This window comes from Tardiphaga sp. 709, from assembly GCF_032401055.1.
Taxonomy (GTDB): Bacteria; Pseudomonadota; Alphaproteobacteria; order Rhizobiales; family Xanthobacteraceae; genus Tardiphaga.
In genome coordinates this window covers 3,761,350-3,782,228 of sequence record NZ_CP135529.1, presented here as the reverse complement: position 1 = coordinate 3,782,228, position 20,879 = coordinate 3,761,350, and the positions used below count along the sequence as shown (strand labels likewise).

General features: G+C 63.0%; 18 protein-coding genes. 6 read left to right on the top strand and 12 right to left on the bottom strand.

What is annotated here, in order from left to right; genetic code table 11:
- Positions 1–873: a diaminopimelate epimerase gene (gene dapF, locus RSO67_RS18490; protein WP_315840033.1), complete on the top strand. Its 873-nt coding sequence runs from the start codon at positions 1–3 to the stop codon at positions 871–873.
- A 3-nt stretch (positions 874–876) separates the two neighbouring features.
- Here dapF and RSO67_RS18485 read toward each other — a convergent pair whose 3' ends face one another.
- The gene (locus tag RSO67_RS18485) at positions 877–1,512 is read right to left on the bottom strand and encodes an RNA pseudouridine synthase (RefSeq protein ID WP_315844296.1); all 636 of its coding nucleotides are present in this window, start codon (positions 1,510–1,512) and stop codon (positions 877–879) included.
- 163 nt (positions 1,513–1,675) lie between these two features.
- On the opposite strand from RSO67_RS18485, the gene ftsY reads away from it, so the two are divergent.
- Both ftsY and RSO67_RS18475 read left to right on the top strand, forming a co-directional pair.
- Positions 1,676–2,620 carry a signal recognition particle-docking protein FtsY gene (gene ftsY, locus RSO67_RS18480; protein WP_149529495.1) on the top strand — a complete coding sequence of 315 codons (945 nt, stop codon included), beginning with the start codon at positions 1,676–1,678 and terminating at the stop codon, positions 2,618–2,620.
- Complete coding sequence (locus RSO67_RS18475; RefSeq protein ID WP_315840032.1) at positions 2,620–3,231, top strand: septation protein A; 612 nt, start codon at positions 2,620–2,622, stop codon at positions 3,229–3,231. The genes ftsY and RSO67_RS18475 overlap by 1 nt, the downstream gene beginning before the upstream one ends.
- A 174-nt stretch (positions 3,232–3,405) precedes the next feature.
- On the opposite strand, the gene RSO67_RS18470 is transcribed toward RSO67_RS18475, so the two are convergent.
- The 9 genes from RSO67_RS18470 to rimP form a co-directional block, all read right to left on the bottom strand.
- Entirely contained in the window at positions 3,406–4,161 is a 756-nt protein-coding gene (locus RSO67_RS18470; protein ID WP_315840031.1) for a superoxide dismutase, read from the bottom strand.
- Positions 4,162–4,417: 256 nt separating this feature from the next.
- Positions 4,418–6,565: a polyribonucleotide nucleotidyltransferase gene (gene pnp, locus RSO67_RS18465; RefSeq protein WP_089266441.1), complete on the bottom strand. Its 2,148-nt coding sequence runs from the start codon at positions 6,563–6,565 to the stop codon at positions 4,418–4,420.
- 323 nt (positions 6,566–6,888) lie between these two features.
- Entirely contained in the window at positions 6,889–7,158 is a 270-nt protein-coding gene (gene rpsO / locus RSO67_RS18460; RefSeq protein ID WP_068734145.1) for a 30S ribosomal protein S15, read from the bottom strand.
- A gap of 2 nt (positions 7,159–7,160) precedes the next feature.
- The gene (gene truB / locus RSO67_RS18455) at positions 7,161–8,321 is read right to left on the bottom strand and encodes a tRNA pseudouridine(55) synthase TruB (protein ID WP_315840030.1); all 1,161 of its coding nucleotides are present in this window, start codon (positions 8,319–8,321) and stop codon (positions 7,161–7,163) included.
- Complete coding sequence (gene rbfA / locus RSO67_RS18450) at positions 8,318–8,734, bottom strand: 30S ribosome-binding factor RbfA (RefSeq protein WP_068734171.1); 417 nt, start codon at positions 8,732–8,734, stop codon at positions 8,318–8,320. Before rbfA ends, truB begins: the two co-directional genes overlap by 4 nt.
- Positions 8,735–8,902: 168 nt before the next feature.
- Positions 8,903–11,686 carry a translation initiation factor IF-2 gene (infB, locus tag RSO67_RS18445; RefSeq protein WP_315840029.1) on the bottom strand — a complete coding sequence of 928 codons (2,784 nt, stop codon included), beginning with the start codon at positions 11,684–11,686 and terminating at the stop codon, positions 8,903–8,905.
- A 9-nt stretch (positions 11,687–11,695) separates the two neighbouring features.
- The gene (locus RSO67_RS18440) at positions 11,696–12,484 is read right to left on the bottom strand and encodes an RNA-binding protein (RefSeq protein ID WP_315840028.1); all 789 of its coding nucleotides are present in this window, start codon (positions 12,482–12,484) and stop codon (positions 11,696–11,698) included.
- A gap of 16 nt (positions 12,485–12,500) precedes the next feature.
- Complete coding sequence (nusA, locus tag RSO67_RS18435) at positions 12,501–14,105, bottom strand: transcription termination factor NusA (RefSeq protein WP_315840027.1); 1,605 nt, start codon at positions 14,103–14,105, stop codon at positions 12,501–12,503.
- A 3-nt stretch (positions 14,106–14,108) separates the two neighbouring features.
- On the bottom strand, positions 14,109–14,888 hold the full coding sequence (gene rimP, locus RSO67_RS18430; protein WP_315840026.1) for a ribosome maturation factor RimP: 780 nt from the start codon (positions 14,886–14,888) through the stop codon (positions 14,109–14,111).
- Positions 14,889–15,250: 362 nt separating this feature from the next.
- On the opposite strand from rimP, the gene RSO67_RS18425 reads away from it, so the two are divergent.
- Positions 15,251–16,354, top strand: coding sequence for a DUF2336 domain-containing protein (locus RSO67_RS18425; protein ID WP_089266433.1), 1,104 nt, complete (start codon positions 15,251–15,253; stop codon positions 16,352–16,354).
- Here the strand turns inward: RSO67_RS18425 and RSO67_RS18420 are convergent.
- The gene (locus tag RSO67_RS18420; protein ID WP_315840025.1) at positions 16,331–17,284 is read right to left on the bottom strand and encodes a LysR family transcriptional regulator; all 954 of its coding nucleotides are present in this window, start codon (positions 17,282–17,284) and stop codon (positions 16,331–16,333) included. The two genes, RSO67_RS18425 and RSO67_RS18420, sit on opposite strands and share 24 nt — an antisense overlap.
- Before the next feature lie 118 nt (positions 17,285–17,402).
- On the opposite strand from RSO67_RS18420, the gene RSO67_RS18415 reads away from it, so the two are divergent.
- Complete coding sequence (locus RSO67_RS18415) at positions 17,403–18,404, top strand: aldo/keto reductase (RefSeq protein ID WP_315840024.1); 1,002 nt, start codon at positions 17,403–17,405, stop codon at positions 18,402–18,404.
- Between the two features lie 77 nt (positions 18,405–18,481).
- On the opposite strand, the gene RSO67_RS18410 is transcribed toward RSO67_RS18415, so the two are convergent.
- A complete protein-coding gene (locus RSO67_RS18410; RefSeq protein ID WP_315840023.1) occupies positions 18,482–19,282 on the bottom strand; it encodes a molybdopterin-synthase adenylyltransferase MoeB in 801 nt (266 codons plus the stop codon).
- A 213-nt stretch (positions 19,283–19,495) separates the two neighbouring features.
- On the opposite strand from RSO67_RS18410, the gene RSO67_RS18405 reads away from it, so the two are divergent.
- The gene (locus RSO67_RS18405; RefSeq protein WP_315840022.1) at positions 19,496–20,857 is read left to right on the top strand and encodes a serine protease; all 1,362 of its coding nucleotides are present in this window, start codon (positions 19,496–19,498) and stop codon (positions 20,855–20,857) included.
- Positions 20,858–20,879: the final 22 nt, after the last annotated feature.

Sequence of the window (20,879 nt, the reverse complement as noted above, 5' to 3'; positions counted from 1 at the left end):
ATGAGCGCACTGGCCAACCATTCCTTCGCCAAGATGAACGGCATCGGCAACGAGATCGTCGTGATCGACCTGCGCGATACGGCATCCGGTATTACGCCTGCCGACGCCCGCGCCGTGGCCACCCCCGAAGGCGTACCCTATGACCAGTTGATGGTGCTGCAGAAGCCCCGGCTGGCCGGCACCGACGCCTTCGTCTCAATCTACAACAATGACGGCTCCGAAGCCGGCGCCTGCGGCAATGGCATGCGTTGCGTGGCGCGCCAGACTTTTGCCGGCGGCGACAAGACGGCGCTCACATTCGAGACCAGGGCTGGCCTGATCAATTGCTGGCAAGGCCCCGCGCCGGACCTTTACACGGTGGACATGGGCACACCGAAGTTCGGCTGGCAGGACATTCCGCTGGCCGAGGAATTCCGTGACACCCGCGGCATCGAGTTGCAGATCGGCCCGATCGACGCGCCGATCCTGCACACCCCGTCAGTCGTCTCGATGGGCAACCCTCATGCGATCTTCTGGGTGGACGACATCCAGGCCTATGATCTCGAAAAGTTCGGCCCGCTGCTGGAAAACCACCCGATCTTCCCGGACCGCGCCAATATCACGCTGGCCCATATCGTCGATCGCGATCACATCGTGATGCGTACCTGGGAGCGCGGCGCCGGCCTGACCAAGGCTTGTGGCTCCGCAGCTTGCGCAACCGCTGTTGCCGCCGCTCGCCTGCGCCGGACCAATCGAACTGTGCATATGACGCTGCCCGGCGGTGAACTCACCATCGAATGGCGCGAGAGCGACGACCACGTGCTGATGACGGGGCCGGCCGCGTTTGAATATGAAGGCACGTTCGATCCGAAGCTGTTCGCTTCGGTCGCGTAAGCCCTACTCCCCGTTCCAGCCGCACGCTTTGAGCCGCTCATGCAGATGCGGCGGGGCCGGCGCGACGACACGGATCGGGTCCTTGTTACGCGAGATCGGAATCACGATCTCGCGGGCATGCAGATGCAGCGTCGGCTCGCCGAATCTGGGCCCGTTGCCATAGATATTATCGCCGACAATCGGAAATCCCGATGATGCACAATGCACACGGAGCTGATGCGTGCGCCCCGTCACCGGCTCCAGCGCCAGCCAGCTCATGCCGCCGCCGCGGCCGAGCACGGTGAAATTCGAAACGGCCTTGAGTCCCTCGGGATCCGGCTTCATCCACCAGCCCCGATCGGCATTGAGCCGCCCGAGCGGCATGTCGATCACGCCGGAATCTTCGGCAGGCCCGCCCTCGACGACCGCCCAATAGGTCTTTCGGATACGGCCGTGCTTGAACAGCAGACCGAGCGACGCGGTCGCCTTGCGATGCCGCCCCAGCACCAGGCAGCCCGACGTGTCGCGGTCCAGCCGATGCGCCAGAACGGGTGCGCGCGGCAGGCCATAGCGCAAGAATTCGAACGAGGTTTCCAGATTGGCGCCGCCCTTGGGGCCGCGATGCACCGGCAGGCCGGCCGGCTTGTCGATCACCAGCATCAACCCGTCACGGTGCAGCACCCGCGCCAGAATCTCGGCCTCGGTCAGCTCCACCGCATCGGTGCGGGGTTCCAGCCGGGGCTCGGCCTCCAGGCTTACGTCTTCGTCACTTTCACTGGTCATACTTTGAATCATGGCGCGAAACGGCTAACACACCCCCGACATGAGCGACACTCCCGAAACGCCAAAACTGAGCTGGTGGCGACGGCTCTCCGGCGGGCTGAAGCGCACCTCGAGCGCCCTTGGCACCGCGGTCGCCGACCTCGTGACCAAGCGCAAGCTCGACCGCGCCATGCTCGAGGATATCGAGGATGTGCTGCTGCGCGCCGACCTGGGTACCGAAGTGGCAGCGCGGATTTCCGCCGCCGTCGGCCATGGCCGCTACGACAAGGCGATCTCGGCCGACGAGGTCAAAACCGTCGTAGCCACGGAGGTCGAAAAGGTGCTCTCGGCGGTGGCGAAGCCGCTGGTGATCGACACCGCCCACAAGCCGTTCGTCATCCTCGTGGTCGGCGTCAACGGTTCCGGCAAGACCACCACCATCGGCAAGCTGGCGTCCACCTTCTCCGCCGAAGGCCGCAAGGTGATGCTCGCCGCCGGCGATACGTTTCGCGCGGCGGCCATCGAGCAGCTGAAAGTCTGGGGCGAACGCAACAAGGTGCCAGTCATCGCCGGCGCGCAGGGTTCGGATTCCGCGAGCCTCGCCTTCACCGCCGTCACCGCGGCGCGCGACGACAATCGCGACGTCCTGCTGATCGACACCGCCGGCCGCCTGCAGAACAAGACCGAACTCATGGTCGAGTTGGAGAAGGTCGTGCGGGTCATCAAGAAGGTCGATGCCACAGCGCCCCATGCGGTGCTGCTGGTCCTCGATGCCACAGTGGGACAAAACGCGCTGTCACAAGTCGAAGCGTTTCATCGTACGGCTGGCGTCACCGGCCTTGTGATGACCAAGCTCGATGGCACCGCGCGCGGCGGCATCCTCGTGGCACTGTCGGAAAAGTACAAACTGCCGGTGCATTTCATCGGCGTCGGCGAAGGCATCGACGATCTCGCGCCGTTCACCGCCAAGGACTTCGCGCAAGCGATTGCAGGAATTGAAAGCTGATGACTGACGTACTTGCCAAAAACCAGCCGCATCCGCTGTTCAAGCTCGCCACCGAACTCGGCCCGCTGATCGTGTTCTTCGTCGCCAATGCAAAATTCAACCTGTTCGTCGCCACCGGCGCCTTCATGGTGGCGATCGTCGCGGCGATGATCGCGTCTTACGTCGTGGTCAAGCATGTGCCGATCATGGCGCTGGTCACCGCTGTCATCGTGCTGGTGTTCGGTACGCTGACGCTGGTGCTGCATGACGAGACCTTCATCAAGGTCAAGCCGACCATCATCTATGGCCTGTTCGCAGCGATCCTCGGCGGCGGCCTGTTGTTCGGCCGTTCCTTCATCGCCATCATGTTCGACCAGATGTTCAATCTCACGCACGAAGGCTGGCGCGCGCTGACGAAGCGCTGGGCGCTGTTCTTCTTCGCGATGGCGCTTCTGAACGAAGCGATCTGGCGCACCCAGAGCACCGATTTCTGGGTGGCCTTCAAGGCGTTCGGCGTCATCCCGCTGACCATGGTCTTCGCGGTGGCGCAGATGCCGCTGATCAAGCGTTACAGCATCGAGCCGGCGACCCTCGCCGAGAGCGCTGCGGACGAAGGCGATGTGAGGAAGTAACTTCTAACCTCTCCCCGCCTGCGGGGAGAGGTCGACTGGAACGCGCACAGCGCGTGGAAGTCGGGTGAGGGGCACTCTCCATTTATTCCGAACTCGCGGAGACTCCCCCTCATCCGTCTCGAACGCGCTTTGCGCGTTCGAGACACCTTCTCCCCGCAAGCGGGGAGAAGGAAACTATACCGCCAGCGTGCCGGCCTTTGCCGCCGCATAGCGCTCGCCGACCTTGGTCCAATTGACCGTATTCCACCACGCCTTGAGATAATCAGCGCGACGATTCTGATAGGTCAGATAGTAAGCGTGCTCCCAGACGTCGTTGCCCATCAGCGCGCGCTTGCCGTCCATGATCGGATTGTCCTGATTCGGACGCGTCTCGATCGACAGCTTGCCGTCCTTATCGACGATCACGAACACCCAGCCAGAGCCGAACTGACGGCCGCCGGCGGCATTGAAGTCGGTCTGGAATTTCTCGAGGCCGCCGAGGTCGCGATCAATCGCGGCAAGCACATCGCCTTCCGGCTTGCCGCCATTCGGGCCCATGATCTGCCAGAACATGGTGTGGTTGGCATGGCCGCCGAGATTGTTGCGCACGCCGGTGCGGATCGCATCAGGCACGCTGTTGAGATTGCCGAGCACCTCGACCAGCGGCTTCTCGCCGATCACCGGGGTGTCCTTGGCAAAATTGTTCATGTTGGCAACGTAGGCGGCGTGATGTTTATCGTGATGGATCTCCATCGTCTTGGCATCGATATGCGGCTCGAATGCCGTGACCGGATAGGTCAGCGGCGGCAGGATGAATGGTGCATTGCCGGCAGCGGGGGTGGCTGGCGCAGCCGCCTGGGCGAAAGCAAGACGGGGCGCGACAACCGCGGCAGCGATGCCAGTCGCAGCGAGCATGAGATGGCGTCGAGACATCGATGCGGAGGTCGTCATGGGGCTTCTCCCTGAGGAATTTGCGGGTTCGTCGGACAGATACGCAACGCATCACTGCCAGTTTCATATGCGGGCATTGTGACGCAGCAGGATATAGCACATCACGTGTCGGAGAGACGTGTTCCTCTTTCCCCCAAGCGCAACAAAGCCACACGCAGTGGGGAGGGATACGTCGGCGTCCTCGCAAAACATCGCCACAAACAAAAAGGGCGGCCTTTCGGCCGCCCTTTCGCAACTCATTTCGCGTGAGCGAAAATTACTCCGCTGCAGTCGCGCCTTCGGCGGCCTTCTGCTTGGCTTCGAGGTCTTCGCCGGTCTCCTGATCGACAGCCTTCATCGACAAACGCGTCTTGCCGCGATCGTCGAAGCCGAGCAGCTTGACCTTGACCTTGTCGCCTTCCTTGACGACGTCGGAGGTCTTCTGCACGCGGCCGCCGGCGAGCTGGCTGATGTGAACCAGACCGTCCTTGGCGCCGAAGAAGTTCACGAATGCACCGAACTCCATGACCTTGACCACGGTACCTTCATAGATCGCGTTGAGCTCCGGATCGGACGCGATCGACTTGATCCACTTGATCGCAGCCTTGATCGACTCACCATCGGATGAGGCCACCTTCACGGTGCCGTCGTCTTCGATGTTGACCTTGGCGCCGGTCTTTTCGACGATCTCGCGGATCACCTTGCCGCCGGTGCCGATCACTTCACGGATCTTGTCGGTGGCGATCTTAAAGGTCTCGATGCGCGGCGCGTATTCGCCGAGCTCGGCACGGGCGTTGTTGAGCGCCTTCGACATCTCACCGAGAATGTGAATGCGGCCTTCCTTGGCCTGGCCCAGAGCGACCTTCATGATCTCTTCGGTGATACCGGCGATCTTGATGTCCATCTGCAGCGAGGTGATGCCGGTATCGGTACCAGCCACCTTGAAGTCCATGTCGCCGAGGTGATCTTCATCACCCAGGATGTCCGACAGAACTGCGTAGCGTGCGCCTTCGAGGATGAGGCCCATGGCGATACCCGCCGTCGGACGCTTCATCGGAACGCCCGCATCCATCAGCGCCAGCGAAGCACCGCAAACCGATGCCATCGACGACGAACCGTTGGACTCGGTGATCTCCGACACCACGCGCACGGTGTACGGGAACTCGTGGTGACCCGGCAGAACCGGATGGATCGCGCGCCAGGCGAGCTTGCCGTGGCCGATTTCGCGACGCTTGGTGCCGCCCATACGACCGGTCTCGCCGACCGAGTAGGGAGGGAAGTTGTAGTGCAGCAGGAACGTCTCTTTGTACGTTCCCGACAGCGAGTCGATGTACTGCTCGTCTTCACCGGTGCCAAGCGTGGTCACGACCAGCGCCTGGGTTTCACCGCGGGTGAACAGAGCCGAACCATGGGCGCGCGGCAGCACGCCGACTTCGGCGACGATCGGACGAACCGTGGTCAGGTCGCGGCCATCGATACGCTTCTTGGTGTCGAGGATGTTCCAGCGAACGATCTTCGATTCCAGTTCCTTGAAAACGCCGGCGATGCGGAGCTTGTCGTATTTCGGCTCCTGACCTTCCGGGAAGTAATGCGCCATCGCCTTCGCCTTGACGGCGCCGACGGCCGCGTAGCGGTCCTGCTTCACAGGGATCGCATAGGCAGCGCGCAGCTCGGTTTCGACGAGACCGAGCATTTCCTTCTCGATTTCGCTGTCATCGATGGTCTTGACCTCGCGCGGCTCCTTGGCGGCCTTCTCGGCGAGTTCGATGATCGCCTTGATGACCGGCTGGAAGTGGCGGTGACCGAACATCACGGCGCCGAGCATCACGTCTTCGTTGAGCTCCTTGGCTTCCGATTCCACCATCAGCACGGCATCGCCGGTGCCGGCGACGACGAGGTCGAGATTGGTGTCGGCCATCTCGTCGAGGGTCGGGTTGAGGACGTATTCATCGTTGATGAAACCGACGCGGGCTGCACCGATCGGGCCCTGGAACGGGGCGCCGGAAATCGTCAGGGCAGCCGAGGTGGCGACCAGCGCGAGAATGTCCGGATCGTTTTCCATGTCGTGCGACAGCACGGTAACGACGATCTGGGTTTCGTTGCGCCAGCCATCGACGAACAGCGGGCGGATCGGACGATCAATCAGGCGGGAGACCAGCGTCTCCTTCTCGGTCGGACGACCTTCGCGCTTGAAGTAGCCGCCGGGAATGCGGCCAGCTGCGTAGGTCTTCTCGATGTAATCGACGGTCAGCGGCAGGAAGTCGATGCCATCCTTGGCAGTCTTCGCGGCGACGACGGTGGCGATAACGACGGTCTCGCCATAGGTCGCGATGACGGCGCCGTCAGCCTGACGGGCAACCTTGCCGGTTTCCAGCTTGAGCGGACGACCGCCCCAATCGATCTCGACGGAGTGAACATTAAACATCTTAGGTTTCTTTCATGGGTTCACGGAGGACGTGACGGCCAAAAACACTGAAGTCCAAAACACAAAAGCCATGCGCAAGACGGCAAGAAGCTGTTCGCGATGTCGCGAAATCAGCGTCCGGCGATCCTGCCATGGCTCTGGTATTCTGAATGGCGTCCATCCTTCCGATGGTCGCGGGGATCTTTGGAGGATCGCGCCGCGCGACGGGCACCTTGCCCGTCATCGTCCAGTTGCCGGATTGCTTCTGAACGTTATCGCGAAAGCCGCACATGGCTTCCGCTACAAAAAACGCGCGCAAAGGGTTTTTGCGCGCGTGATTTCGCTTAGCGGCGAATGTTGTGCTTCTCGAGCAGCGCCTTGTAGCGCGCCTCGTCCTTGCGCTTGATGTAGTCAAGCAACGAACGACGCGTGGAGACGAGCTTCAAAAGACCACGGCGGGAATGGTTGTCCTTGGTGTGGGTCTTGAAGTGTCCGGTCAGGTTGGCAATGCGCTCGGAGAGGATCGCAACCTGGACTTCCGGCGAACCAGTGTCGCCGGTCTTGTTGGCATTGGTCTTGATGACTTCCGCTTTGCGTTCTGCGGTAATCGACATCGTCAGTTACTTTCTTTGCGGGCCGAACTGGCGGTCAGTCCGGTCAGGTTAAACACGCGCTTGGGGATGAGTTCGCCATTGCCAACTTCAGCGAGGGCCAATAATCGCCCTGCCACCGTGACATAAACTGTGCCGCTACAATCGGGCGCATCCCGTCCGCGCAACAAAACGGCCTGGCCCCGATGGAGCCTTGCCGCATCCGCCCGTGTGACGGCCAGTGCCGGGATGTCGTCCAGCGCGGTCTCAACGGGCAGTAGCGCGTCGGCGAGGCTACCCTCGCCAGACGCGGCTCTATCGCACAAAGCCTCCAACTGTTCCAGCGGAATCATGTCGGCTTCGGCGAAAGGTCCGACCAGGGTGCGCCGGAGCGCACTGATATGGCCGTAACAGCCGAGCAAACGGCCGATATCGCGAGCCAGTGCGCGCACATAAGTGCCCTTGCCGCACTCGGCCTCGAACACGGCATGGTCGCTATCTGGCTGTTCTGTCAGGACTAATTCGTGAATCACAACCGGTCGGGGAACCAGCGGCACCACCTCGCCGTCGCGGGCGAGATCATAGGCGCGCTCACCCTGGATCTTGATCGCCGAGTATTGCGGCGGGGTCTGTTCGATATTGCCGGTAAATTGCGGCAGCAGAGCCCGGATCTGGTCGGCCGTTGGCCTATTCGGGCTGGTGAAGGTCGCGCGGCCCTCGGTGTCGTCGGTATCGCGCTCCTCGCCCCAGGCGACCGTGAAGCGATAGCGCTTGCGGCCGTCCATTACGAACGGAACCGTCTTGGTGGCTTCGCCGAGCGCGATCGGCAGACCGCCGGACGCCAACGGATCGAGGGTACCGGCATGGCCGGCGCGCTTGGCCTGGAACAGGCGCTTGGCGATCGCGACCGCCTGGGTCGAGGTCATGCCGATCGGCTTGTCGAGGATCACCCAGCCATGAACGTCGCGCTTGTCGCGCCGGACCTGGCCCTGCTGACGCTGCTTGCCGCCCTGATGGCGGGGATCGTTATTGCCGCGATGGCCCTGATGCTGACGCTGGTCATTGCCGCCGCGGTCACCTTGCTGACCGTGGTCGCCGTGCTGCACAGCCGGAGACAGGGTGGACTCGCCATTGCCCGTTTCATCGAGGCGTGAATCGAGGGCGGCGGCTGGGGTCGTCACAGTCATTCGTTTTCGTCCGAGTCTGGTTTGAGGTCGCGCGCAACGGCAGGCGTGCGCAGGAGTTTGTCGATGCGCTCGGCTTCGTCGAAGCGCTCATCTATGCGGAAGCGAAGATCGGGGGCGTATTTCAGGTTCACGCGATACGCGACCTCGGTTCGCAGGAAGCTCTTGTTCGCCGCGAGCGCCTTCAGCACCGGTTCGGTGTTCTGGCCGCCGAGCGGCATCACATAGACGGTGGCGAGCTTCAGATCGGGCGACATCTTCACCTCGGGCACGGTGATGATGGTGGTCTGCAGAACGGGATCGTGGACCCCACCCTGCGACAGGATGTCGGCAATCGCGTGGCGCATCAGCTCGCCAACGCGCAATTGACGCTGCGAACCGCCCGGCGCCGCGGACTTCTGGTGATGCTTGGGCATCGGTTTCCCTACGAAAACAAAATTCGTCATGGCCGGGTTTGTCCCGGCCATCCACGACTGCTCTTTTGAAATTCAAAGACGTGGATGCCCGACCATCTAGCGAAGCTAGCTTCGCGCAGGCCGGGCATGACGTCTCGTTTAAATCCGGTCTCTCTGTAAGATTTGGACTTACAGCGAGCGCTGGATGGTCTCCACGCGGTAACACTCGATCACGTCGCCGGCGCGCATATCGCCGTAGTTCTCGAACGCCATGCCGCATTCCTGGCCTGACGCCACTTCCTTCACTTCGTCCTTGAAGCGCTTCAGTGTCGACAGCTTGCCTTCGTGCACCACGACGTTGTCGCGGATCAGGCGCACATTCGCGCCGCGTTCCACGGTTCCGTCGGTGACGCGGCAACCCGCAACCTTGCCGACCTTCGAGATGTTGAACACTTCGAGGATCTGCGCATTGCCCAGCATGGTTTCGCGCAGTGTGGGCGCGAGCAGACCGGACATGGCTTTCTTCACGTCATCCACGAGATCGTAGATGATGTTGTAGTAGCGGATTTCGATGCCGTTGCGCTTGGCAGCAGCGGCGGCTTCCTTGTTGGCACGAACCGAGAAGCCGATGATGGCGGCGTTGAAGCCTTCCGCCAGCGTGACGTCCGATTCCGAAATGCCGCCGACGCCCGCATGCAGGATGCGCGCAGCGACTTCATCGGTGCCGAGCTTCTCAAGCGAGCCGAGAATGGCTTCGAGCGAACCCTGCACGTCAGCCTTGATGATCAGCGGGAAGTCCTTGCGACCCGAGGTCTTCAGCTGGCTCATCATCTGCTCGAGCGAACCGCGCATGCCGTTGGTGGAGGCAGCGGACTTCTCGCGCTTCTGATGGGCACGGTAGCCGGTGATTTCACGGGCGCGAGCTTCGTTCTCGACCACGGCCATACGATCGCCAGCTTCCGGAGGACCGTTGAAACCGAGCACTTCGACCGGCACCGACGGACCTGCCGCGGTCAGCGTCTCGCCCTGATCGGAGATCAGCGCGCGGACACGGCCCATTTCGGCACCGGCCACGATGATGTCGCCGACCTTCAGGGTGCCGCGCTGAACCAGCACGGTCGCCACCGGACCACGACCACGATCGAGCTTGGCCTCGATCACGGTACCTTCCGCCGGACGCTCCGAATTGGTCTTCAGGTCGAGAATATCGGCCTGCAGCGCGATCATTTCCAGGAGCTTGTCGAGGTTGGTCTTGTTCTTCGCCGACACTTCGACGTCGACCACGTCGCCGCCGAAGGATTCGACCTGCACGTCATGCTGCAGCAGTTCGGTGCGCACGCGCTCCGCCTTGGCATCGGGCTTGTCGATCTTGTTGATCGCCACGATCATCGGCACGCCGGCTGCCTTGGCGTGGTTGATGGCTTCGATGGTCTGCGGCATGACGCCGTCATCGGCCGCCACCACAAGGATGACGATATCCGTGACCTTGGCGCCGCGGGCACGCATCGCGGTGAACGCAGCGTGGCCTGGCGTATCGATGAAGGTGATCTTCTTGCCGCTCTCGGGCGACGTGACCTGATAAGCGCCGATATGCTGCGTGATGCCGCCGGCTTCGCCGGACACCACATTGGCATGACGCAACGCATCGAGCAGCGAGGTCTTGCCGTGGTCGACGTGGCCCATGACGGTCACGACCGGCGAACGCGGCTCGGTATCGGTGGAATCGTCGACCTTGTCGAACAGACCTTCTTCAACGTCCGATTCGGCAACGCGCTTGACGGTGTGGCCCATTTCTTCGGCCACCAGCTGCGCGGTGTCGGCGTCGATGACGTCGTTGATCTTGTGGATCGCCCCCTGCTTCATCAGCAGACGGATCACGTCCACGGCACGCTCGGCCATACGGTTGGCGAGTTCCTGAATCGTGATCGCTTCCGGGATCGTGACTTCACGAACCAGCTTTTCCTTCGGCTCGTTCGACTGATGACCCTTCAGACGCTGGGTGCGGCGACGGAACGAGGCGATCGAACGCTCGCGCACGTCGCCGGCCGACAGCGCGGTGACGACGGTGAGACGGCCGCGCTCCTTCTGCGGACCGGGCTTGGCAGTGGGCTTCGGCGCGATCACGGGGCGCGCGGCGCCGCCGGGACCACGGCGAATGACGCGTGGACCTTCATCCTCGTCGGTGCCGTCGGCGGCGACGCCGGGCGCACGCGCAGGCGTCGTTGATGTGGCGCCGGGACGGGCCGTCGTCGTGGCCGGCTTGGCGGCCTTCGCATCGGCTTCAGCCTGACGGCGCTTGGCCTCGACTTCAGCGCGGCGCTTGGTTTCTTCTTCCTGGCGGTGACGCTCTTCCTCGGCCTTGCGACGGGCTTCGGCAGCTTCACGCTCTTCCTGTTCCTTGAATTCCTTGGTGTTGCGGCGAGCTGCCTCGATCTCGGCGAGGCGACGCTCTTCCTGCTCGCGCACGCGGGCATCGGCCAGCGCGCTGGCGCGGGCATTGCGCTCTTCTTCGGTCAGGGTGCGGAGCACGACGCCCGAACCCGAACGGGCCGGAGGCTGCGGGCGCTGCGGCGCGCGCGACGGCGGCGCTGCGGGAGGCGGAGCAGAGCTGCGTCCTGCCGGAGAAGGCGCCGCAGTGCGGGAAGCCGGTGCGGCCGGTGCAGGCGCAGCAGCGCGCGCAACCGGCGCCGCGGGCGCAGCAGTTGCAGCGGGAGCAGCTGGCGCAGCAGCAACGGGAGCCGGTGCAGCAGTCTCGACAGGTGCGGGAGCAGCAGTTGCCGGCGCGGCGGAGGGCGCAGCAGCCGGCGCATCGCCGGGCATGCGGCGCTTGCCGCGCTTCTCGACGACCACCTGCTTGGTGCGGCCATGGCTGAAGCTCTGGCGCACAGTGCCCTGCTCGACGCGCGGCTTGAGCGTCAAGGTCTTGCTGGGAACGCTCAGAGTCTTGTCACCAGGCGTTTTCGTATCAACCATTCAGCAGTCCTAATCTTGTTGCGTTGTGCGCGGTCGCACAGTCGTCGAAGTTTCGATCAGCGAGATCGTTGGCGTCAGCGGCTCCGTCTCCGGCGCAGCAGTTGTCAGCGAAGCTTTGGCGCTTGCGTTGATGTCGTCGTCAGCCAGCCGGTATTGGACCAGAGTCTGGCTGCGCGACAGGAACGTTTTGCCCGCCGGGCCCGTAAGCACGGCAGCATGTATCACATTTGACCGCCCCAATGCCAAATCCAATTCATCGGAGCTCAAAACCGTAATGATCGGCAATTTCGGCGCGTTGTCGCCGGATTCCGCGTCAAATTCCACGCGTTGCCGGGCAACGCTGTCCAGTTTGCGGATTCCGTCGGGGGCGCCGTTGGAGGCGTGGAGCAGAACACCGACCGTTCCGCGGCGCAGGGCATCCTCAACCTTGGTGAAGCCGGAAACCACCTGACCCGCCTTGGCGGTCATGGCCAGCGCCTCGATGACACCGCGCACCATGAGCTTGTCGGTGTCGTCGGCCAGGGTCGGCGACGCCTTGACCGCTTTCTTGAAGCCCTTGGCAAAAAGATTGCGCTTTGCCGCCTCGGCCACCGCCTTGCGGGAGGCCGTGACCCAGAGGCCGCGGCCTGGAAGCTTGCGCTTCAGGTCCGGAATCGCCTCGCCCGTGGGCGCGACGACGAACCGGATCAGATCATCGATCGGGCGCACGCTCCGCGTGACCACGCACATCCGCTCGGTCCCGGGCTTGGTGCTCCGGGGGCCGTTGTCCAGATCTGCTTGGTCAGCAATGGCGAGCATGCGCGTGGCATTGTCCTTACGCTTCTTCGGTGGCGTCGAGCGGCGCACCCTTGTCGAGATCGGCCTGGGTGATCCAGCCGGCCACGACGCGGGCCTGCATGATCAGATGCTCGGCGTCTTCGCGCGAAACTTCGCTGGCATCGAGAATGCCCGGGTGCTTGGTCGGCTCGGAGCCTTCCTTGCGTTCGGTCCAGCCCACCAGATCGTCAGTGGCGCAGCCGGCAAGATCCTCGACGGTCTTGATGTCGTTTTCGCCGAACTTGACCATCATCTTGAGGGTCACGCCCGGAACGTCCTTCAAAGCGTCTTCCACACCCAGTTCCTTACGTTTGCCTTCGAGTTCAGCTTCGAGCTGCTCGAGGTATTCACGTGCACGGCTCTGCAATTCGGCCGCTGTTTCGTCGTCGAAGCCCTCGATGCCCGACAATTCCTTGGCATCGACCATCGAAAGTTCTTCTACCGAGGTGAAACCTTCCGACGCGAGCAGCTGACCGACCACTTCGTCGACGTTCAGCGCTTCCATGAAGACGCGTGTGGAATTTTCGAAATCGGCCTGGCGACGTTCGGATTCTTCCTGCTCGGTCAGGATGTCGATATCCCAGCCGGTCAGCTGCGAAGCCAGGCGCACATTCTGGCCGCGACGACCGATCGCAAGGGATAGCTGGTTATTCGTGTCGGGAACGACAACCTCGATGCGCTCACGATCTTCATCGATCACGACTTTCGAGACTTCTGCCGGGGCCAGCGCGTTCACCACGAAAGTGGCGATATCCGGCGACCACGGAATGATGTCGATCTTTTCGCCCTGCAGCTCGTTGACCACGGCCTGCACGCGGGAACCACGCATACCGACGCAGGCGCCGACCGGATCCACCGACGAGTCGCGCGAGATCACGCCGATCTTGGCACGCGAACCAGGATCGCGGGCCACGGCCTTGATCTCGACGATACCGTCATAGATTTCAGGCACTTCCTGCGCGAACAGCTTGGCCATGAACTGCGGATGGGTGCGCGACAGGAAGATCTGCGGACCGCGGGTCTCGCGGCGCACGTCGAACACATAGGCGCGAACGCGGTCGCCGTTGCGGAACACTTCGCGCGGCAGCATCTCGTCGCGACGCACGATGGCTTCGCTGCGGCCAAGATCGACGATCACCGAACCGTATTCGACGCGCTTGACGATGCCGTTGACGATCTCGCCGATGCGATCCTTGAATTCCTGGTACTGCCGGTCACGCTCGGCTTCGCGCACCTTCTGCACGATGACCTGCTTGGCGGACTGCGCGGCGATACGGCCGTATTCCAGCGGCGGCAGCGTGTCGGCGATGGTGTCGCCGATCTGCGCACCCGGATTGGCGCGCTGCGCGTCAAACAGCGAGGTCTGGAAAGACGAATTCTCGACGTCCTCGACCACCAGCATGTGGCGGGTCAGAGAGAGCTGGCCGGTCTTGGGATGAATCTCGGCATGCACGTCGGTTTCGGAGCCGTAACGGGCACGGGCCGCTTTCGCGATCGCCTCTTCCATCGCCTGGATGACGATGTTGCGGTCGATCGATTTCTCGCGCGCGACGGCGTCGGCGATCTGCAGCAGTTCGAGTTTATTGGCGCTGACAGCGGCCATAGCTCATTCTCCTTCGATGGGATCGATTTCGCCTCGGCGCGCACGGTCGGCGGCCAGACGATGTTCTTTGGTATTCTTCGGCAAAGGCTTCTTGGTAGCTTTCGCGACCTTGAGTTTCGGCTTCGGCGCAAAGCTCTTCTTGGGATCGCTGCGCTTGGCATGCGGTGCCGGCGGCGGCGCGAGACCGAGCTCCCGCTTGAGATCAAGCTCGGCGTGCTTGCCGCGGCGCATGGACTCGGCGATCAGCTCGTCGGTCAGTACCAGACTGGCATTGGAGATGTCTTCCAGCGGCAACCGTGTGATGGGGTCCTCGCCGTCGCGGGCGCCTTCGCGGTCAATGAGTACGACGTCGCCTTCGATGGCGCCGAGCAGACCGCGGAAACGTTTGCGGCCGCCGACGGCGACGGCCATCTCGACCTTGACCAGATAGCCATTATAACGCTCGAAATCGGAGCGTCGGACCAGCGGACGATCGATGCCGGGCGAGGAAATTTCGAGGCGATAGGCGCGCTGGATCGGATCGGCGACATCCATTACCGGCGACAGCGCGTGCGAGATCGCCTCGCAGTCCTCGACCAGCATGGTGCCATCCGGCCGCTCGGCCATGATCTGCACGGTGCAGCCGAGCTCGCCGGAAATTTTGATCCGCACCAGCCGGTAACCGAGGTTTTCAAGCACGGGCGTAGCGACTGCCGATACCCGCGCCGCAGCACCCGGCTCGATCACCAGGCGCGGCTCGGAAAGCAGCTCGGTATCAACGGCTTCTGGGTTTTGGTCGGTCATGTCCAGGATCGAAGTATTCCGGTTGGAGGATGTCTGAATGCGCGTGCAGCCTGCAGAAGTGTATCGCGTCGGGCTTTCGGCCCTTTTGGACCCGGGCGAGCCCCGCCGGATTATCGGCCAAGGTCCGTTCAGGTAATAAAAAAGAGCGGGTCCCGAGGGGCCCACTCTCAAACGCGATCGTATGAGAACCTAATAAGTTGTGGGCGATATAGCCCTTTTCCGGCGCCCCGGCAAGGCCACAGTGGCTGCCCCGCAATATTTCTGCAACCCGCGGTAGCCCAATCCTGCGGACTAACCGTTCCTTCATCAACCCCATCTAGGGTGCCCCAGCCTTTCCGTATGGTGGTGTTGAGTATTTTTTGATGGCTGAGGCGAAATCGCTCATTCCCGGGCTGGAGAATATCGTCAGAGATGGCGATCCCAAGCGGCGCGGCGAGGCGGTGCGTAAGATTTCCGAGCTTTTCCTAAGGGGCGCATCCCGTTTTCAACCGGCCCATGTCGATCTGTTCGACGGCGTTCTGACGAGTCTGGTTCCGCAGACCGAGGTCGAAGCACGCACCGAGCTGGCCGAACGGCTGTCCGATCTCGTCAACGCACCGCCGCAACTGGTGGCCTTGCTCGTCCGCGATGACGAAATCCTGATCGCCGGACCGCTGTTGCGCCGCTCACCTTTGATCGACGAACCGACACTGGTCGATATCGCCAAGGCCCAGGGCCAGTCGCATCTGCTGGCGATCTCCGATCGCTCGACACTGACCCCGCGCATTACCGACGTGATCGTGCGCCGCGGCGACCGCGACGTGATCCGCCGCGTGGCCGGCAACGCCGGTGCCGCTTTCTCGCAACTCGGCTATACCGGCCTCATTCGCCGCGCCAGCGATGATGGCGCCCTCGCCGTCACGGTCGGGCAGCGCGACGATCTCGCGCCGGAACAGCTCAAACACCTGTTGGCGCAGTCAGTCGAGGTGGTTCGCCGCCGGCTGTTCGACGCCGCCGCCCCCCAACTGCGCAACGCGATCAACCGCGCGATGCAGGACATCACCGGTACGCCCACGCATCTGGCCGTCACCCGCGACTTCGCCACCGCGCAGCGTGCCATTCGCAAGCTCCACCAGGCCGACGAGCTGGACGAAGGCGCTTTGTTGCGCTTTGCCCGCGCCCATCAATATGAGGAAACCGCCGCCGCCCTCGCCGCTCTGTCGGGCGTGCGGATCGGGACCATCGACCAGCTCCTCAAGGGCGACCGCGACGATCCGATGCTGATCCTCGGCAAATCGATCGGGATTTCCTGGGCCACCGTCCGCGCCCTGATGACGCTCCGTCTCGGCCCCGGCCGTTCGCCTGCCGCCGCCGATGTCGAGGAAGCCCGGCAGAATTTCGAGCGCTTGGTGCCCGCCACGGCACAGCGCGTGCTGACCTTCTGGCAGACCCGCGAGACCGCCTCAGCGATCCCCCTGCCGCTCTGATCCGCTGGGGTTCTCCGGGGCCGCAGCCCGCCGCTCCCGTTTGCGCCACTCCGCCACAAAACTCACGAACGCCGCCAAAGCCGGCGGCGGTTGCCGGCGGCTCGGATAATACAGGAACGGGCCCGGGAATGGCGGCAACCAATCCTCCAGCACGCTGATCAACCTCCCGGTCGCGAGGTCGTCCCGGACATAGCCCTCAAACACGGCGTAAAAGCCGAGGCCTTCCCGGGCCGCTTCCAGCCCGAGGCGGGAATAGCTCGCCAGCAGCGGCCCCCGCGGCGGGATCCGGACCACCTGGCCGTCCTTTTCGAACTCCCATTCCGGAATCGAACCGTTGTCGAAACGGGTCCTGATGCAGCAATGCTGCAGCAATTGCTGCGGCGCAACAGGTCGGCCATGCTGCGCAATATATTGCGAAGAAGCCACCATCACGAAGCGTTGCGGCGGCCCCAGCGAGACTGCGATCATGTCCTGCGCCAGGTCCTCGCCATAGCGAATGCCGGCGTCGAAACCCTTGGCAACGATGTCGATCAATGATGTCTCGGCAACGATTTCAAGCTCAACCTGCGGATATTGCTGTAGAAATGGCGTAACCATCGGCGCCACCACGATATCGATCGCTGGTGCCGGACCATTGATCCTAAGTCGGCCAGACGGCACGTCACCGAAATCGCGAGTTTGCTGCAATGCGGCATGAACATCGTCCATGGCTGGAGCTATTTTGCGTTGCAGCAATTCCCCAGCCTCGGTGAGTGCCACGCTGCGCGTTGTGCGATGCAGCAAACGAACGCCGAGCCGCTCTTCCATGTCGCGCAGTCGCTGACTCAAGCTGGACACCGAGACATGGGTCTCTATCGCAGCCCGCCGGAAATTCCGGGTCCGTGCAACTGCCAGAAAGGCCGCCAGATCGCGCAGATCGAGATCGCTCATTGTTCGGCAGAGTGAACAAGCCTTTCGGGATTGTCCAGCTTATCGGATCAATGGAGCGGGCTCATATCGGGGCGGCAGCGGCAAGGGATCGGTCCGGCCGCCTTCTGGGAGAACCACCATGAACCACCTTCAACTCGGAAAGACTGGCCCCACAGCGGGCGCGCTCGGCCTCGGCTGCATGGGCATGTCGGATGTCTACGGCCCGGCCGACCGAGGCGAAAGCATTGCCACCATCCACGCCGCGCTGGAGGCCGGCGTCACCCTGATCGACACCGGCGACTTCTACGCCATGGGCCATAACGAGCTACTGATCGCCGAAGCCTTGCGCGGCCGCAGCCGCGACAACCTGCAGCTTTCGGTCAAATTCGGCGGTATGCGCGATCCCGCCGGTGCCTTTATGGGCTTCGACAACCGCCCGATAGCGATCAAGAATTTCGTGGCCTATTCGCTGGTTCGGCTCGGCGTCGAGGTCATCGACATCTACCGCCCCGCGCGGCTCGACCCCAATGTGCCCATCGAGGACACCGTCGGCGCCATCGCCGACCTGATCAAGGCCGGCTACGTCAAACATATCGGCCTCTCCGAAGTCGGCTCTGAGACCATCCGCCGTGCCCACAAGGTGCATCCCATCACCGACCTGCAGATCGAATATTCGCTGATCTCGCGGGGCATCGAGGATGACATCCTGCCGACCTGCCGCGAGCTCGGCATCGGCATCACGGCTTACGGTGTGCTGTCGCGCGGCCTGATCGGCGGCCATTTCGCCAAGGACAGCATGAACGCGAAGGACTATCGCAGCCACAGCCCACGCTTCAGCGCCGCGAATATCGATCAGAATCTGGCTCTGGTTGAAAAAATCCGCGCTGTCGCCGACGACATCGGTGCCTCGGTCGCACAGGTCGCCATCGCCTGGGTCGCCGCGCAAGGTCAGGACATCCTGCCCGTGGTCGGTGCCCGCCGACGGGATCGGCTCACTGAAGCGCTGGGATCGCTGGATGTGAAACTCACGCCCGCACATCTCAGGGCGTTGGCGGAGGCGATCCCGGCCGATGCGGCAGCCGGCGGCCGTTATCCGGACGAGCATCTGGCGCATATGGACAGCGAGAAGAAGCGGGCGTGAGTGCCGAGGGCATGATGCGCTGAGCAGCCAACGGTTTCCCCCCCAAGCGAAGCGCGGTGGGGAGGGAGAAGATCAGCTCACAGATACGCGCTCAAATCCCTGATGCTCGGCGCATCCCCGTTCAGCGGATTCGCCGGATCGCGCCCGTAACGCAGCGTCTCGAAGCGCATGTTGCGGGCGTCGATCATCAGCAGACGCCCGACCAGCCCTTCACCAAAGCCCACGATCTCGCGGATCGCTTCCAGCGCCATCATCGAGCCAACCATACCGGCCAGCGCGCCCATGACGCCGGCTTCCTGACAGCTCGGCACAGTGCCCGGCGGCGGCGCTTCGGGGAACAGGCAGCGATAGGTCGGGTTCAACACACCTGCGGCATTAGTCTCATGCGCGCGGATCGTGGTCAGCGACGCATCGAAAGTGCCGAGCGCCGCGGAGATCAACGGCTTCTTTGCGAGATAGCAGGCATCCGACAGCAGATAGCGCGTGGTGAAATTGTCGGAACCATCGAGCACGATGTCGTAGCCCGACAACAGCGCCATCGCATTCGCTGCATTGAGCCTGACGGCATGGCAGATAAATCTGACATGCGGATTGAGCGCATGGATCTTTGCCGCGGCGCTGTCGGTCTTCAACGCGCCGATATCCGGCGTTGCGTGAATGACCTGCCGCTGCAGGTTCGACAGCGACACCGTGTCGTCATCGACCACACCGAGCGTGCCGATGCCCGCGGCCGCCAGATACATCAGCGCCGGTGCGCCGAGCCCGCCGGCGCCGATCACAAGCACTTTCGCGCCCTGCAGCGCGGTCTGGCCGGGACCGCCGACCTCGCGCAACACGATGTGACGCGCATAGCGCTCAAGCTCGTCGGCATTCAGCATTGTTTCGTTACGTCCCTGTTCATCGACGCCCTCCGCCCGTCATTGCGAGGAGCGAAGCGACGCCGCAATCCAGAAGCCACAAGCGGAGACTGGATTGCTTCGCTCCGCTCGCAATGACGTGGAGGCGCCTGAACCTTGCTACCGCTGTCACCGACCCACGAGATGTGCTTAATTCCACCGAAATCAATCACCAGCTTCAAGACCGGACATGTCATGAGATCGATGCTTTCAGCAACATTGATGATCGTGACGGCCTCAGCGGCTCACGCACAGGTGCAGGCAACGCCTCCCGCGGTGCAGGGCGTCAAACCCAAACCTGTCACCACGACGCCGATCCGTCCGGCGCTGCAGACCCCTGCCGACACCGCCAATGCCATGGCGCAGGCCGAGCGGCTGGGGATCCAGTCGGATCTGGCATGGACCGGGCAATATAACGGCGCCATCACCGGCGAGGTCTCGGATCGCATGGTCAATGCGATCAAGACGTTCCAGAAGAACAATGGCGCGAAACAAACGGGGGTGCTGAACCCGCAGGAGCGCGATGTGCTGCGCGCCGCGGCGAAGAAACTTCAGGACAATGTCGGCTGGAAGATGGTCACCGACATGGTGACCGGCGCCCGGCTCGGCATTCCCGGAAAGCTGGTGCCGCAGCAGACCACCGACATCAACGGCAGCAAGTGGTCGTCCTCCACCGGCACGATCCAGATCACGCTGGCGCGCCGCAAGGAGGAAGCACCCTCCACCGCGAAACTCGCCGAGGCGGAGCGCAAGGAGCCCGGCCGCAAGATCGATTATCAGGTGGTGAAGCCGGATTTCTTCGTGCTGTCCGGGTTGCAGAACCAGAAGAAGTTCTACATCCGCGGCCAGTTCAAGGACTCCGAAGTCCGCATCCTCTCGATCTTCTATGATCAGGCCACTGAAGGCACGATGGAGCCCGTGGTAATCGCGATGTCGTCTGCCTTCAACGCATTCCCCGCAGGGGCGCAGGCGATGGGCCCGCCGCCGCGCAAGAAGGTTGAATATGCGTCGGGGATCGTCGTGAGCGATGACGGCGCCATCGTCACTGATCGTCAGGCGGTCGATGGCTGCATGTCCATTGTCGTCGCCGGTTATGGCAATGCCGACAAAATCGCCGAAGATAAAGTGCGCGATCTCGCTCTGCTGCGGATCTATGGCGCGCGCGAGCTGAAGCCGCTGTCGCTCGGCGCAGGCGCAGCGAAGCCCAATCTTGAGCTCGTGGGGATTGCCGATCCGCAAAACCAGGGCGGCGGCGCAGCCGTCACCAGCGTGAAGGCGTCCACCACGCCGGTCGGCACCGGAAGCGAACTGGCGCTGTCACCCGCACCGGGCCTGGGCTTTTCCGGCGCGGCCGCCATAGACGGCGACGGCAAATTCGCGGGCCTTGCGCAATTGAAGCCACTGCTCGTGGCCGGCCCGCCGAATGCAGCGCCACAAGCAGCTCTGGCGCCCGCAGAACTTGTACTGAATTTCGTGAAAGCGAATGGCGTGAGCGCGAACAGCAGTTCGACCGATGCTAGGGCGGCGATGGTGCGCGTGATCTGCGTGCGGAAGTAGTTTTTCAGGATACGAAGCGCGC

Excerpts from the sequence above, each read along its gene's own strand:
- dapF (WP_315840033.1), top strand. The coding sequence starts at position 1 with ATGAGCGCACTGGCCAACCATTCCTTCGCCAAGATGAACGGCATCGGC.
- RSO67_RS18485 (WP_315844296.1), bottom strand. The coding sequence starts at position 1,512 with ATGCTGGTGATCGACAAGCCGGCCGGCCTGCCGGTGCATCGCGGCCCC.
- ftsY (WP_149529495.1), top strand. The coding sequence starts at position 1,676 with ATGAGCGACACTCCCGAAACGCCAAAACTGAGCTGGTGGCGACGGCTC.
- RSO67_RS18475 (WP_315840032.1), top strand. The coding sequence starts at position 2,620 with ATGACTGACGTACTTGCCAAAAACCAGCCGCATCCGCTGTTCAAGCTC.
- RSO67_RS18470 (WP_315840031.1), bottom strand. The coding sequence starts at position 4,161 with ATGACGACCTCCGCATCGATGTCTCGACGCCATCTCATGCTCGCTGCG.
- pnp (WP_089266441.1), bottom strand. The coding sequence starts at position 6,565 with ATGTTTAATGTTCACTCCGTCGAGATCGATTGGGGCGGTCGTCCGCTC.
- rpsO (WP_068734145.1), bottom strand. The coding sequence starts at position 7,158 with ATGTCGATTACCGCAGAACGCAAAGCGGAAGTCATCAAGACCAATGCC.
- truB (WP_315840030.1), bottom strand. The coding sequence starts at position 8,321 with ATGACTGTGACGACCCCAGCCGCCGCCCTCGATTCACGCCTCGATGAA.
- rbfA (WP_068734171.1), bottom strand. The coding sequence starts at position 8,734 with ATGCCCAAGCATCACCAGAAGTCCGCGGCGCCGGGCGGTTCGCAGCGT.
- infB (WP_315840029.1), bottom strand. The coding sequence starts at position 11,686 with ATGGTTGATACGAAAACGCCTGGTGACAAGACTCTGAGCGTTCCCAGC.
- RSO67_RS18440 (WP_315840028.1), bottom strand. The coding sequence starts at position 12,484 with ATGCTCGCCATTGCTGACCAAGCAGATCTGGACAACGGCCCCCGGAGC.
- nusA (WP_315840027.1), bottom strand. The coding sequence starts at position 14,105 with ATGGCCGCTGTCAGCGCCAATAAACTCGAACTGCTGCAGATCGCCGAC.
- rimP (WP_315840026.1), bottom strand. The coding sequence starts at position 14,888 with ATGACCGACCAAAACCCAGAAGCCGTTGATACCGAGCTGCTTTCCGAG.
- RSO67_RS18425 (WP_089266433.1), top strand. The coding sequence starts at position 15,251 with ATGGCTGAGGCGAAATCGCTCATTCCCGGGCTGGAGAATATCGTCAGA.
- RSO67_RS18420 (WP_315840025.1), bottom strand. The coding sequence starts at position 17,284 with ATGAGCGATCTCGATCTGCGCGATCTGGCGGCCTTTCTGGCAGTTGCA.
- RSO67_RS18415 (WP_315840024.1), top strand. The coding sequence starts at position 17,403 with ATGAACCACCTTCAACTCGGAAAGACTGGCCCCACAGCGGGCGCGCTC.
- RSO67_RS18410 (WP_315840023.1), bottom strand. The coding sequence starts at position 19,282 with ATGCTGAATGCCGACGAGCTTGAGCGCTATGCGCGTCACATCGTGTTG.
- RSO67_RS18405 (WP_315840022.1), top strand. The coding sequence starts at position 19,496 with ATGAGATCGATGCTTTCAGCAACATTGATGATCGTGACGGCCTCAGCG.